We start from the raw sequence: 13,048 nt of genomic DNA, 5'->3' as shown, positions 1-13,048 counted from the left end.
GCAGCGGGCTTCGTTCTGCGCTGCAGGCCCCGAATGTGTTTCACGCAGAGAGCGCAGAGGAAAAAGGAGACGCGAAGATGTATCCGCTTTCCGCAACCTCTCTGCGTCTCTTCTTCCCTCTGCGTCCTCTGCGAGAAACCAATAGCGCGGCTTTGCCGCAAGGACTGACGGCGTGATGACGCTCCACGACACCATCCACCGCGTCACGCAGCGGGTGATCGAGAAGTCGCGTGACAGCCGCGCGCGCTATCTCGACCTCATCGCGCGTGAGGCGGACAACCAGCCCGACCGGTCGCAAGTCTCGTGCTCCAACCTCGCGCATGCCTATGCCGGGGCGCTGGAGGATCAGGCCGCGCTCAAGGCGCATCGCGGGCCCAATATCGGCATCGTCACCAGCTACAACGACATGCTGAGCGCGCACCAGCCCTATGGCCGCTATCCCGAGCGGCTGAAGATCTACGCCCGCGAGGTCGGCGCGACCGCGCAGGTCGCGGGCGCGACGCCGGCGATGTGCGACGGAGTGACGCAGGGCGAGACGGGGATGGAGCTGAGCCTGTTCAGCCGCGACGTCATCGCGCTGTCGACCGGGGTCGCCCTCAGCCACGCGATGTACGACGGCGCGTTGATGCTCGGTATCTGCGACAAGATCGTGCCGGGGCTGGTGATCGGCGCGCTGCGTTTCGGCCATTTGCCCGCGATCTTTGTGCCAAGCGGCCCGATGCCGAGCGGGATTTCGAACAAGGAAAAGGTCCGCGTCCGCCAGCTTTATGCCGAAGGCAAGGCGAGCCGCGCCGAACTGCTCGAAAGCGAGCTCGGCAGCTATCATTCGCCGGGCACCTGCACCTTCTACGGCACCGCCAATTCCAACCAGATGATGATGGAAATGATGGGGCTGCATATCCCGGGCGCGGCCTTCATCCAGCCGGGCACGCAGCTGCGGCAGGCGCTCGACCGCGAGGCGGTCCACCGGGTCGCCGCGATCGGGCGCAGCGGCAACGACTATCGCCCGCTCGGCCAATGCGTCGACGAAAAGGCGATCGTCAACGCCGCGATCGGCCTGCTTGCGACCGGCGGATCGACCAATCACGCGATCCACATCCCGGCGATGGCGCGCGCGGCGGGCATCGAGTTCGACTGGACCGACCTCGCCGAGCTGTCGAGCGCGGTGCCGCTGGTCGCCAATGTCTATCCCAACGGCGCGGGCGACGTGAACCATTTCCACGACGCGGGCGGGATGGGCTTCGTGATCGGCACGCTGCTGGAAGAGGGGCTGTGCCACCGCGACGTGCTGACCGTCGGCACCGGAGACCTGTCGGCCTATGCGCAGGAGCCGGGGCTGGAGGGCGACGCGCTGACGTGGCGCGCAGTCGGCGAAAGCGGCGACGAGACCATGCTGCGCCCCGCGCGCGACCCGTTCCAGCCCGACGGCGGGATGAAGCTCGTCACCGGCAATCTCGGCCGCGCCTGCTTCAAATCCTCCGCCGTCGCGCGCGACCGCTGGACCGTCGAGGCACCCTGCCGGGTGTTCGACACCCAGCATGCGGTGGCCGAGGCTTTCAAGGCGGGCGAACTCGATCGCGACGTGGTGGTGGTGGTCCGCTTCCAGGGGCCGCGCGCCAACGGCATGCCCGAACTGCACAAGCTGACCCCTCCATTGGGCGTGCTGCAGGATCGCGGCTACCATGTCGCGCTGGTCACCGACGGGCGCATGTCGGGCGCGAGCGGCAAAGTGCCGGCCACGATCCACTGCACGCCCGAAGCGCTCGGCGGCGGCCCGCTGGCGCGGCTCCGCGATGGAGACATGGTGCGGCTCTGCGCGGAAACGGGCGAGCTTTCGACCAGTGCCGACCTCGCCAGTCGCGAGCCCGCACCCGATCCGCGCGATGCCGACGGCATGGGCCGCGAGCTGTTCGCGATGTTCCGCATGCAGGCCGACAGCGCGGAAAAGGGCGGCTCGGCGATGCTGGCACTGGGGGGGATGTGAGGATGCTTGTTCACGCGGAGACGCGGAGACGCGGAGGGTTGCGGAGCTGTTCCTTGGGCGCTCACAGAGGCACAGAGGCACAGAGGCGATCGGCAAGCGGCGCAGCCGCTCTCAACCAGAAGGCCCGGCACCCTGAAGTTTTCTTCGCGCCTTCGGCGCATCATGGAGCCTTTGTGCCTCTGTGCCTCTGTGAGCGAAAATTCCTCCGCGTCTCCGCGTCTCCGCGTGAATCTATCGGGTGCCCGGCATGACCCAGGTCGTCGCGGTCGATATCGGGGGCACCCATGCCCGCTTCGTAATCGCCACGATTGCCGCCGATGGCGGCATCGCGCTCGACGAACCGATCACGCTGCACACCGAGGATCACGCCAGCTTCCAGACCGCGTGGGAGGACTTTCGCGAGCGCAAGGGCGGCACCCTGCCCACGGCGGTGAGCATGGCGATCGCCGGGCCGGTCGGCGGGCCGGAAGGTCCAAACAGGGTGATCCGTTTCACCAACAACCCGTGGATCATCCGCCCGGCGCTGGTGGGCGAGAAGCTCGGGGTCGAGCGCTTCACCATCGTCAACGATTTCGAAGCGGTCGCGCACGCGGTGGCGCGCGCGGGCGAGGACCAGTTCATCCACCTGACCGGCCCCGAAGGTCCGCTGCCCGCCACCGGCCGGCTGAGCGTGCTCGGCCCCGGTACCGGCCTCGGTGTGGCGCATCTCTACCGCGAACCCGACGGGACCTACCGGGTCTCGGCCACCGAGGGCGGACATGTGGATTTCGCCCCGCTCGACAGCATCGAGGACGCGATCCTCGCGCGGCTGCGCAAGCGGCACACCCGCGTTTCGGTCGAGCGCGTGGTCGCCGGCCCCGCCATCTCGGACATCTACCAGACGCTCGCCGCGATGGAGCACCGGGCGGTGCCCGAAATCGACGATATCGAGATCTGGACCAAGGGCATGAGCGGCGAAGACAGCCTAGCCGCCGCGGCGGTCGACCGGTTCTGCCTCTCGCTCGGCAGCGTCGCCGGAGACATGGCGCTGGCGCAGGGTGCCAAGGGCGTCGTGATCGCGGGCGGGCTTGGCTACCGCCTGCGCGACACGCTGTTGCAATCGGGCTTTGCCGAACGCTTCCGCGCCAAGGGCCGGTTCGAGAGCATGATGGCGGGCATCCCGGTCAAGCTGATCGTCCATCCGCAGCCCGGCCTGTTCGGCGCCGCGGCTGCCTTCGCCTCGGAACATGGAGACACTTCATCGTGAGCGATATCGACACCATCATGCGCACCGCGCCGGTCATTCCGGTGATCGTGATCGACGAGGTCGAACACGCCGTACCGCTGGCCGAAGCGCTGGTCGCAGGCGGCTTGCGCGTACTCGAAGTCACGCTGCGCACCCAAGCTGCGCTGCCCGCGATCAGGGCGATGAAGTCGGTACCCGGCGCGATCGTCGGGGCCGGCACTGTGACCAACGAAAACGAACTGCAGCAGGCGATCGACGCGGGCAGCGAGTTCATCGTCTCGCCTGGGTTGACCGAGACACTCGGCCGCGCGGCGATCCGCCATGGCATCCCGTTCCTGCCCGGCATCGCCAATGCGGGCGATATCATGCGCGGGCTCGACCTCGGCCTCACCCGGTTCAAGTTCTTCCCCGCGATGGCGGCGGGCGGCCTGCCTGCATTGAAGGCGCTCGCCGCGCCGTTCTGGAGCGTCCGCTTCTGCCCGACCGGCGGGATCACCACCGAAAACGCCGCCGAATGGCTCGCCTTCGACCCGGTGCTGTGCGTCGGCGGCAGCTGGGTCGCGCCCAAGGGAGCGCCCGACAAGGCGGCAATCGAAGCCATGGCGCGCGATGCGATGACGCTGCGGGCATGACCTCGGTCGCCAGCCTTTCCACCCGCCTGCAGGAGCTGCACCAGCTCACCCGGCAAACGCCGCTGTTCAACCCGGTGTTCCAGCTCTCGCTCGACCTGTCGCGGCAGCTCGAAAGCGGCGAACTGTCGCTCGACAAGGTCGAACTTCTGGTGCGCGAGCTTGAGTGCCATTCGCTGACCAGCCGGGCGCAGCGGCTGCGGAACAATCTCGCCCCGGTCGATCCGGATGCCAACGACGCCGAGATCGCCGCGCTCTGCGCCGACTGCGATTTCGATGCCTTCCGCGAGCAATGGGAACGCCCGAGCCTGCATGCGGTGTTCACCGCGCACCCCACTTTCCTGCTCACCCCCGACCAGAGCGAAGCGGTGGCCGAGGCTGCGGGCAGCGGCGAGGAAGCGCGCTGCATCACCGGGGCGGAGCGTCCGGCGGTGACGCTCGATTACGAACACGACCGCGCGATGCAGGCGATCGCCCATGCACAGGACGCGCGCGACCGGATCGTGCGCACTGCGCTGCGCGAGGCCGCGCGGCGCTGGCCTGACGAGTGGCGCAACGTCGCCCCCCTTCCCTTCCGCTTTGCCAGCTGGGTCGGCTACGACATGGATGGGCGGACCGACATTGCCTGGTATACCTCGATCGGGTTCCGGCTGGCGGAAAAGGCGCGCAGGCTGGTGCGCTACGCCGACCAGCTCGCGGCCATCGACGCGGGCCATGTGCTGCTCAAGGAACTGACCGCCGCGCGCGACTACGCGCTCGCCCGTGCCAACGATTTCGCAGCCGACCTTACCGATCCCACCGCTTTGTCGGACGCTGCAAACCGCCTGACCGCGAAGGATCCGCGCAAGCTGCTGACCCTTGCCCCCCATGTCGCGCGGCTCGAAGACGAAGCCGCAGAGGCCGACACCAAGCGCGCCATTGCGCTCAAGACGCTGGCCGCCGCGATGCGCGCCGACGGGCTCGGCATGGGGTGGATCCACTTCCGGGTGAACGCGAGCCAGCTGCACAACGCGATCCGTCGCCGGATCGACCCGGACAACACGCTCGACCTCTCCAGCAAGGGCGCGGTTGCCACGCTGCGCGAGCTGCTGGCGAAGGTCCAGCCACTGCGGGCCAATTTCGCGGCACTGGCGATCGAGAGCAGCACCGCGATCCGCCAGTTTCTCGCGATGGCGCAGATCCTGCACCATATCGATGCCGACGCGCCGATCCGGATGCTGATCGCCGAATGCGAGCAGCCCTCGACCATCCTCGCCTCGCTCTATTTCGCCAAGCTGTTCGGGATCGAGGACAAGGTCGACGTCTCGCCGCTGTTCGAGACCGAGAGCGCGCTCGAACACGGCGGCCGCTTCCTCGACGCGCTGCTGGCTGAAGAAAGCTACCGCCAATACGCCCGCCAGCGTGGCCGGGTGTGCATCCAGACCGGATTTTCCGATGCGGGGCGTTTCGTCGGGCAGATCCCCGCGAGCCTCGCGATCGAGCGGCTGCAGGGCCGGCTGGCGCAGGCAATGGACGCCAATGGCCTCACCGATGTCGCAGCGCTGATCTTCAACACCCATGGCGAAAGCATGGGCCGCGGCGCACATCCCGGCGGGTTCGATGACCGGCTGGCATGGCCGCTCAGCCCTTGGGCGCGGCGGCGTTTCGCCCGCGCGGGGATCGCTCTGGAGCCCGAGGTCAGCTTCCAGGGCGGGGACGGTTACCTCCATTTCGCGACCCCCGAACTGGCGCTGGCGACGCTGACCCGGATCGCGGTGCTCGACCCGTCCGCGACCGATATCGACGCACCGGCAGACCCGTTCTATCGCCGCACCGACCTCAGCCTCGATTTCTACCGCGCGATCCGCAAGCACCAGCGCGAGCATCTCGAAAGCGCAACCTACAGCCGCGCGCTGACCGCCTTCGGGCTGGGCCTGCTCAACCCGACCGGCAGCCGCGTCTCGCGCCGCCAGAGCGACCTGTCCGCCGACCGCGACATGAACCTGCGGCAGATCCGCGCGATCCCGCACAACGCGATCCTGCAGCAGCTCGGCTATCCGGTTAACGTGATCTCCGGCGTCGGCACTGCGGCGGACGGCAACTACGAAGACCTCGCTCAGCTGATCTCCGAAAGCGAGCGCGGGCGGCAGCTGATCCGGCTGGTGCGCGCCTCCAACGCACTTGCCAGCATCAAGACCGTCGCCGCCTATGGCGAACTGTTCAACAGCGCCTACTGGGCAAGCCGCCCCTATCGCGGGACCGAGACCCATCTGTCCGATGCGTGCGAGGTTCTGGCCGAATATTTGACCAAGGACGACCGCACGGGCGTGTTCCGCCGTCTCGCCTCGCGCCTGAGGGTCGATGCGCTCAAGCTCCACCGCCTGCTCGACCTTGTACCGGACGAGAGCCCGCTCGACGGGCGCGAGAACGTGCGCCGGCAGATCGGCGTGCTGCAGGCACTGCGCCTCGCCCTGTTCCAGTACATGTTCCTGCGCGCTGTAAGCGTCCCCGCTTTCAGCCGCGCCAACGACATCAGCCGGGACGACGTGCTGGAGATGGTCTTCACCCTGCGGATCGACGATGCGCTGGAACAGCTGCGCCGCGCCTACCCCACCAGCTTCCCCCAGCCGGGCGACTTCGCGCTCGACGAGCCGAGCGATTATCCCGACGGCGACAACGAGGGCTACAGCGCGATCCGGCGCGACTATATCGACCCGCTCGAGCGCGCCTATGGCCTGTCGCTGCGGATCGGAACCGCGATCGCCAACGAATTCGGCGCGCACGGGTAGGCGGTCGAACGAGGCGCTACCCTAATCTCCCCTCCCCTTGGGGAGGGGTCGGGGGTGGGGGTACGAGGCCAATTACCGTCGAACCCCCATCCCAACCCTTCCCAAGGGGAAGGGCTTGAAGCTTCGACATCGGCAGCCAAACGATGCCCGTCCCCCCGTTAACTTTTGCCCCGCCGCTGTTTCGCATCGGGACGCGGCGCGGCCAGAGGCTGGCGTGACGGGGCAGTTTCGCGCATATACGCTGGCATGAAACCGATGCTCACATGGATCGGCGGCGCAACGGCCGCCCTGGTACTGGTCTTCAGCGGCGCTTCGCTCGCCGGGGCCATGATGGACGACGGCAGCGATGCCAAGGCCGAAGCGATCGAGGACGCGATCCCGGTCGATGCAGCGGCGGTCGATGCGGCAGACGGCACCCAGCCCGAGATGGTTTCGGAAGAGGTCGTTCAGCCGATCCCGGCGGCAGCGCCCAAGGAAGAGCCCTTCGTCGTCAAGCGGATCCTCGATATTCCGGGGCCGATCAAGTACGGCGAATGGTACTGGGACGACGAAGGCGTGCCCGACGGCCCGCTGGTGATGACGGTCGATCTCGACGCGCGGGTCATCTCGGTGTTCAAGGGCGGATATGAAATCGGCGCGGCGGCGGCGATGCTCGGCACCAAGGAGTATCCCACCCCGATCGGCACTTTCCCGATCCTGCGCAAGCAGCGGCACAATGTGTCGGAGAAATACGACAACGCACCGATGCCGTGGTCGATGTTCCTCACCCGCGACGGCGTGGCAATCCATGGCGGTCGCCCGGTCGAGAACGGCTATGCCAGCCACGGCTGCATCGCCATCCCGGACGAGCTGGCGAGCCGCATCTTCGCCATCGCCAAGCCGGGCGACAAGGTCATCATCACCCGCGGCAAGACGCTGGAAATGGGTCAGAAGATCATCTGATCAGCCGGTGCGGCGAGGCGATTCTCGCGCAACCAGCCACACCGTTCGCCCGCCCCGATCCTCGCACCAGGCCTGGACACCGCAGACATTGGCCCGATCGCCCCGGCGGAGCGCTTCGACCAGTTTAGCGGCGTCGCCGCGATCGAGCCGGACTGCGAACTGCTGCGCCATATAGCCGACAATCCCGATCCAGATCGGCTCGCGCCCGTAATCCCCCCTAAGGTATGGAAAGTAGGCATAGGGATCACCGCCTTCGCAGCAATCCCAGAACTCGTTTTCGATCACCTGATCGAGTGCGCGCTCGGCCTGTTCGAGAAGTGCTGCACTCTTGGCAAAGCCCCTCGGATCGATCCAGTCGGCATCTGCCAGTGACAGCCGCATCCTGGCCCGATCATAGCGGGGATCGGCATTGGACGGATCGGCCACCGCATCGAGTCCTGCTGCTCTCACGATCTCGTCAAGCTCCGACCTGCGCCACTGCAAGAGCGGCCGCACGAGTCTCGCACCTCCCGGCGCGGACGTGGTAGAACGGATGCCGGCCAGTCCGGACAGCCCGCTGCCCCTGTTGAGCCTCACCAACAGCGTTTCGGTCTGGTCATCGGCATGATGCGCCGTGGCAAGGGCCGTGAGCCTGCGCTTGGCCATCCACTTCGATAGAGCCTGATAGCGGGCTTCCCGCGCTTCCTGCTGCAGATTTCCTGCCTCGACCTTCACAGGCAGTATTTTGTGCTGCACGCCGAGGTCGGCGCAAACCGTGGCTACGAACTTTGCTTCCGCAGCGCTTTCACTGCGCAACTGGTGATCGACCGTGGCAACCTCGACAACGCCGGGAAAGGCCGCATTCGCGAGCAGCAAGAGCGCGAGGCTGTCCGGCCCGCCCGATACCGCGACGCCCAGAGAGGTGCCTTCGCCATCAAGCAACGGCAGAGCCTGCGCGAGATCGCGCCGGAAGCGCTCTACCAGTGAGGCATCGAGCGCCGTATCAATTGCATTTCACCTTCTTGAGCGCCGCCTGGTATTCGCCCGACAGGCGGCCGGAGGCGATCGCGGGATAGGTGTCGCTGAATTCGGCGAGCGCGATGCAGGCGCGCCGTTCGTCCTTCAGCGCAATCATGCTTTCGGCGAGATAGAGCAGGCTGTCGGCAGCGCGCGCGGCATTGCCATCGGCCTTGTAGTTCTTGAGGAACCAGGTCGCCGCCTCGTTGGGCTTGCCATCGTCGAGATAGGCGCGGCCGAGCAGGTTGCGGCCATAGGTCGCGCGCGAGTGGCTGGGGTATTTCTCGACGAACATGGTCAACTGCTGCTGCGCCTCGGGGAAGAAGCCCGCACTCCACAGGCGGAAGCCATAGCTGTATTCGTCGTCCGCCGCGTCGTCGGTCTGCGGTTTGGCGATCTGCGATACGGCGGCGAGCCGCTCGGCGGATGGCTTCGCCACCGTTGGGGCGGGCGTTGGCGTCGGGGTCGGAATCGTACGGCTTGCGGCGGTCGAGGTCTGAACTGGCAGCGAGGCAGGCGCGACGGTGGCTTCCTGCGTCTCGAACGCATCGAGCCGCGCGGCCAGCCCGGCGATAGCATTGGTGTTTTCCTCGGTCTGGGCGGTCAGGCTGGCGATCCGCGCTTCGAGCGCGTCGAGCCGGATCAGGATATCGGTCACCGCCGTGGTCGAAGTGGTTGCCGGCCGCGCTGTGCCGGTCTGCGGTGCGGTAATCTCCGGCTCGAAGAAGCGACCGTCACCGCCGGGGAAGACCTTGCGCTGCAACGCGCGCACTTCGGATTCGACCTTGCGCAGGCGGGATTCGGTACCGCTGTCCTGCGCCAGGGCTGGAACGCTCGCCCCGGCCACGGCCATGAATGCGAGACCTGCTGCGGCGGCGCGGCTAGCTCGGCTGATCATTGTCGGTGTGCTCCTGTCCAATAACGCATGTGCGGCGTTTGGACGGACGCTGGCGACCCCCACCCGAACGCTCGCTGAATACCAAGTCGAATCCTGCCTTAACCATCCCGCCTTGTCGAGGCGGGCACCCTCCAAATCGGTGGAACGCTATTCGCTCGCGGTCTCGGCGGGTTCCGGCTTGCGCGCGGCCAGCGCTGCCGAACTGACCCTAGCGTCGGCAATCGTGACCGGTTCGTCCGCCAGCTTGGCGACTTCGCGCCCGCCCACGGTGATGGCGAGCAGGTCGGGCCGCCCGGTATTGATCCGCGGATCCTTGGCATCGGCGGGGACGGTATAGGTCTCACCCTTGGTCAGTTGCTTTTCGAGCAGGCGATCGCCGCTTTCGGCATCGGTGAAACGGACCCACACATCGTCGTCGAGCGCGGTAAAGATCACGGCGCCGCCGGCCACCGGTGCTGCGGGCGCATTGGTCGCCCGGGCCGGCGCGGTAGAGGTTGGGGCAGCGCTCGGCGCTTCGTCCGGAAGGATCGAGCCCGGTCCTGCACCGGGAAATATCCGGTCGCCGAAGAAGGCGAACAGACCGACGATGAGCAGCAGCGCGGCAAAGGCGCTGAACCATGCCAGCCCCCGCGTAGGAATGCGTGCCGGATCGCCAGGTTCGAAGGTCGACACCGGACCGCCGGCATTCCCGCCGCCCTGAGCCAGTTCGGAACGCACCATGGCAAGGACTTCGCCCTCGTCTTCCCCGAGCGCACGGGCATAGGTCCGCGAGAAACCGATCGCATAGGTGCGGGAGGGAAGGTCGCCGAAACTGCCCGCTTCGATCGATTCCAGATGACGCTGCGGTATTCGGGTTTCCTTGGCCACATCCTCGACCGATTTGCCGGCCCGTTCACGCGCATGACGCAGCCTGTCGCCCGCGCCCTCGAGCGGCAATTCCTGTTCGGTGGTGTCATTGCCTTGCGACATTTCGTCTGCGGTCCCGGCTTATTGTGTTTTGCGGCATGACAAGAGGTCTGCGACCTTGCTGTCAAGGACGGAATTTTGCGACTCACACCTTACCCGATGAAACGGGCATGTTGCGGGATAAAGAATTCGCCCTTGCGAATGTCGGGTCAGTCGATCGCAATGCCCTGCTTCGCAGCCCATTTCGCGAGCGACGCGCGCATGTCCTGCGGCGGGCTGGAGAGCCAGCGGTTCATTGCTTCGGTGATCGAAGCGAGATCGACCTGGCGCACCAGTTCCTTGATCGGCCCGACCGAAACCGGCGTAATCGAGAACCGCCGGAAGCCGAGCCCCATCAATGCGAGCGCCTCGAGCTGCCGCCCACCCATCTCGCCGCACACCCCCAGGTCGACCGGCTGGCCGACCGTCGCCTGCGCAATCCGCCGCAGGAAACGCAGAATCGACGGGCTCAGCCAGTCGTAGCGTTCGGCCAGCTTGGGATTGGCGCGGTCGGCAGCGAACAGGAACTGGGTCAGGTCGTTGGTCCCGACCGACAGGAACGACACGCGCGGGATCAGCAGGTCGAGCACTTCGGCCAGTGACGGAACCTCCAACATAGCACCATAATGGATCTGTTCGGGCAACAAGTGCTTCTGTTTGCGCAGGAACTCGAGCTGCTTGTCGAACACCGCCTTCGCCGCATCGAATTCCCACGGCTCGCTGATCATCGGGAACATTACATAGAGCGACCGGCCCGCTGCCGCCTCCAGCAAGGCACGCGCCTGCGCTTTCAGCAGGCCTTCACGCTCGAGCGCCATGCGGAGCGCGCGCCACCCCATCGCGGGATTCTCGTCCAGTTCGGACTCGGCGGAATTGAGATAGGGCACCGCCTTGTCGCCGCCGATGTCGACCGTGCGGAAGATCACCGGCTTGTCCCCCGCCGCGTCGAGCACGTCGCGGTAGAGCCGCAACTGGCGTTCGCGCTGCGGCAGGGTGGCGGAGACGAGAAACTGGAATTCGGTCCGGAACAGCCCGATCCCGTCGGCGCCGACAAGATTGAGGTTAGACAGGTCGTCGCGCAGCCCGGCGTTCATCATCACCTGGATGCGGGTGCCGCAGCGGGTGAACGGCTCGACATCGCGCAGCTCGGCATAGACCGCTTGCCGCTCGCGCGACTTGGCGAAGCGGGTATCGAACGCATCCGCGACCGCTTGTGCCGGGCGGATCGAAACCGTTCCCTTGTCCCCGTCGAGCAGGATTTCATCGCCTTCGACGACCATCCCGCGAATGCCGCGTGCGCGGCCGAGAACCGGGATGCCCATTGCCCGCGCCACGATCACCACATGCGCGGTGAGCGAGCCTTCCTCCATCACCACGCCCTTGAGCCGCCGGCGGTCGTATTCGAGCAGTTCCGCCGGGCCGAGGCTCTTGGCGATCAGGATCGTGTCGCGTCGCAGGCCCTGTGTCGCCGCAGTGCCGAGCTGGCCCGAGACGATCCGCAGAAGCCGGTTCGACAGGTCCTCCAGATCGTGCATCCGCTCCGCCAGCAGCGGATCGTCGATTTCGCGCATCCGCATCCTTGTCCGCTGCTGGACCCGCTCGATCGCCGCCTCGGCGGTCAGCCCGCTGTCGATCGCCTCGTTGATCCGCCGCGACCAGCCCTCGTCATAGGCGAACATCTTGTAGGTCTGAAGGACCTCCTCGTGCTCCCCGCCCTTTCCGAAATCGGCCTGCTGGGTCATGCCGTCGATCTGATCGCGCATCCGGTCGAACGCGCGGTAGACGCGCTGACGCTCGACCTCGATGTCGTCCGCCATGACCTGGTCGATGGTAACGCGCGGCTGGTGGAACACGGCGACCCCGCTTGCGAGTCCCTTGACCAGCGGCAGGCCGTCGATGCTGACGGGGCCGGTCTGCGCGCCACTGCGTCCGAGCACCTGCTCTTCGTCGACGAGGCCAGCGTTGGCGATCAGTTCGCTCAGCACCATGGCGGTGGTCTGCAGCGCCTCGATCTCGATGTCCTCGTAGCGCCGCGGCTCGACATGTTGGACGCACAGCGTACCCACCGCCCGCTCGCGATAGACGATCGGCACCCCGGCGAAGCTGTGGAACTTGTCCTCGCCCGTTTCGGGGCGATACTGGAAGTCCGGGTGTGCCTTGGCTTCGGCCAGGTTGAGCGTCTCGATCCGGTCGGCAATCGTGCCGGTCAGCCCTTCGCCCATCGCCAGCCTGGTGACGTGGACCGCTTCCTTGTTGAGACCGCGCGTGGCGAACAGCTCGAGCATGCCTTCGCGCAGGAGGTAGATCGAGCACACCTCGCTGTGCAGCGACTCGCCGATGATCTCGACCACGCGGTCCAGCTTGCCCTGCGCGTGCATGCGCGAAGCCATCACCTCGTGCAGCTGGGTCAGGATCGAGCGGGCGGCGGCGGCTGCGGTCATGCGCGCAGCCTAAAGCACCGCGCCGCAAATGGAAGCGGACTCGCGTCAGATCGCGGCAAGTTCTTCCTTGATCAGGAGCTTGCGTTTCTTGAGCGTCTGGATGGTTGTGTCGTCGGGCGCCGGGCGGTTCATTTCTTCGCGAAGCCGGGCTTCGATATGGGCGTGTTTGGTTTTCAGGGCGGCGACGTGAGACGATACCATCTGGCTCTCCTTCTGTGTG

At 66.6% G+C, this 13,048-nt stretch carries 10 protein-coding genes; 5 read left to right on the top strand and 5 right to left on the bottom strand.

Annotation, left to right across the window (positions count from 1 at the left end; all coding sequences use genetic code 11):
- Positions 1-175: 175 nt before the first annotated feature.
- The 5 genes from edd (at position 176) to NSO95_RS12315 (ending at position 7,548) form a co-directional block, all read left to right on the top strand.
- Complete coding sequence (edd, locus tag NSO95_RS12335) at positions 176-1,984, top strand: phosphogluconate dehydratase (RefSeq protein ID WP_257596571.1); 1,809 nt, start codon at positions 176-178, stop codon at positions 1,982-1,984.
- 247 nt (positions 1,985-2,231) lie between these two features.
- Complete coding sequence (locus tag NSO95_RS12330) at positions 2,232-3,230, top strand: glucokinase (protein ID WP_257596570.1); 999 nt, start codon at positions 2,232-2,234, stop codon at positions 3,228-3,230.
- The gene (gene eda, locus NSO95_RS12325; RefSeq protein ID WP_257596568.1) at positions 3,227-3,841 is read left to right on the top strand and encodes a bifunctional 4-hydroxy-2-oxoglutarate aldolase/2-dehydro-3-deoxy-phosphogluconate aldolase; all 615 of its coding nucleotides are present in this window, start codon (positions 3,227-3,229) and stop codon (positions 3,839-3,841) included. The genes NSO95_RS12330 and eda overlap by 4 nt, the downstream gene beginning before the upstream one ends.
- Positions 3,838-6,606 (top strand): phosphoenolpyruvate carboxylase, encoded by a 2,769-nt coding sequence (locus tag NSO95_RS12320; protein ID WP_257596566.1) that lies wholly within the window; start codon positions 3,838-3,840, stop codon positions 6,604-6,606. The genes eda and NSO95_RS12320 overlap by 4 nt, the downstream gene beginning before the upstream one ends.
- Before the next feature lie 246 nt (positions 6,607-6,852).
- Positions 6,853-7,548 carry a L,D-transpeptidase family protein gene (locus tag NSO95_RS12315; protein ID WP_257596565.1) on the top strand — a complete coding sequence of 232 codons (696 nt, stop codon included), beginning with the start codon at positions 6,853-6,855 and terminating at the stop codon, positions 7,546-7,548.
- Here NSO95_RS12315 and tilS read toward each other — a convergent pair whose 3' ends face one another.
- The 5 genes from tilS to NSO95_RS12290 all read right to left on the bottom strand — a co-directional run bounded on the left by tilS (position 7,549) and on the right by NSO95_RS12290 (position 13,029).
- Positions 7,549-8,403: a tRNA lysidine(34) synthetase TilS gene (tilS, locus tag NSO95_RS12310; protein WP_257597042.1), complete on the bottom strand. Its 855-nt coding sequence runs from the start codon at positions 8,401-8,403 to the stop codon at positions 7,549-7,551.
- A 127-nt stretch (positions 8,404-8,530) separates the two neighbouring features.
- A complete protein-coding gene (locus tag NSO95_RS12305) occupies positions 8,531-9,442 on the bottom strand; it encodes a tetratricopeptide repeat protein (protein ID WP_257596564.1) in 912 nt (303 codons plus the stop codon).
- Between the two features lie 147 nt (positions 9,443-9,589).
- Positions 9,590-10,411, bottom strand: coding sequence for a helix-turn-helix domain-containing protein (locus NSO95_RS12300; RefSeq protein WP_257596562.1), 822 nt, complete (start codon positions 10,409-10,411; stop codon positions 9,590-9,592).
- A 146-nt stretch (positions 10,412-10,557) separates the two neighbouring features.
- Positions 10,558-12,828 (bottom strand): phosphoenolpyruvate--protein phosphotransferase, encoded by a 2,271-nt coding sequence (gene ptsP / locus NSO95_RS12295; protein WP_257596561.1) that lies wholly within the window; start codon positions 12,826-12,828, stop codon positions 10,558-10,560.
- A gap of 45 nt (positions 12,829-12,873) precedes the next feature.
- Entirely contained in the window at positions 12,874-13,029 is a 156-nt protein-coding gene (locus tag NSO95_RS12290) for a YdcH family protein (protein ID WP_257596560.1), read from the bottom strand.
- Between the last annotated feature and the right edge of the window lie 19 nt (positions 13,030-13,048).

It is taken from the genome of Parerythrobacter lacustris (assembly GCF_024626475.1).
In the GTDB taxonomy this organism is placed as follows: Bacteria; Pseudomonadota; Alphaproteobacteria; order Sphingomonadales; family Sphingomonadaceae; genus Parerythrobacter_A; species Parerythrobacter_A lacustris.
The sequence above is the reverse complement of the archived record's forward strand: the minus strand, read 5'-3'. Positions and strand labels throughout refer to the sequence as shown.

Bases quoted from the DNA above. Each gene is read 5' to 3' on its own strand.
- edd (WP_257596571.1), top strand. From the start codon at position 176: ATGACGCTCCACGACACCATCCACCGCGTCACGCAGCGGGTGATCGAG.
- NSO95_RS12330 (WP_257596570.1), top strand. From the start codon at position 2,232: ATGACCCAGGTCGTCGCGGTCGATATCGGGGGCACCCATGCCCGCTTC.
- NSO95_RS12320 (WP_257596566.1), top strand. From the start codon at position 3,838: ATGACCTCGGTCGCCAGCCTTTCCACCCGCCTGCAGGAGCTGCACCAG.
- NSO95_RS12315 (WP_257596565.1), top strand. From the start codon at position 6,853: ATGAAACCGATGCTCACATGGATCGGCGGCGCAACGGCCGCCCTGGTA.
- NSO95_RS12305 (WP_257596564.1), bottom strand. From the start codon at position 9,442: ATGATCAGCCGAGCTAGCCGCGCCGCCGCAGCAGGTCTCGCATTCATG.
- NSO95_RS12300 (WP_257596562.1), bottom strand. From the start codon at position 10,411: ATGTCGCAAGGCAATGACACCACCGAACAGGAATTGCCGCTCGAGGGC.
- ptsP (WP_257596561.1), bottom strand. From the start codon at position 12,828: ATGACCGCAGCCGCCGCCGCCCGCTCGATCCTGACCCAGCTGCACGAG.
- NSO95_RS12290 (WP_257596560.1), bottom strand. From the start codon at position 13,029: ATGGTATCGTCTCACGTCGCCGCCCTGAAAACCAAACACGCCCATATC.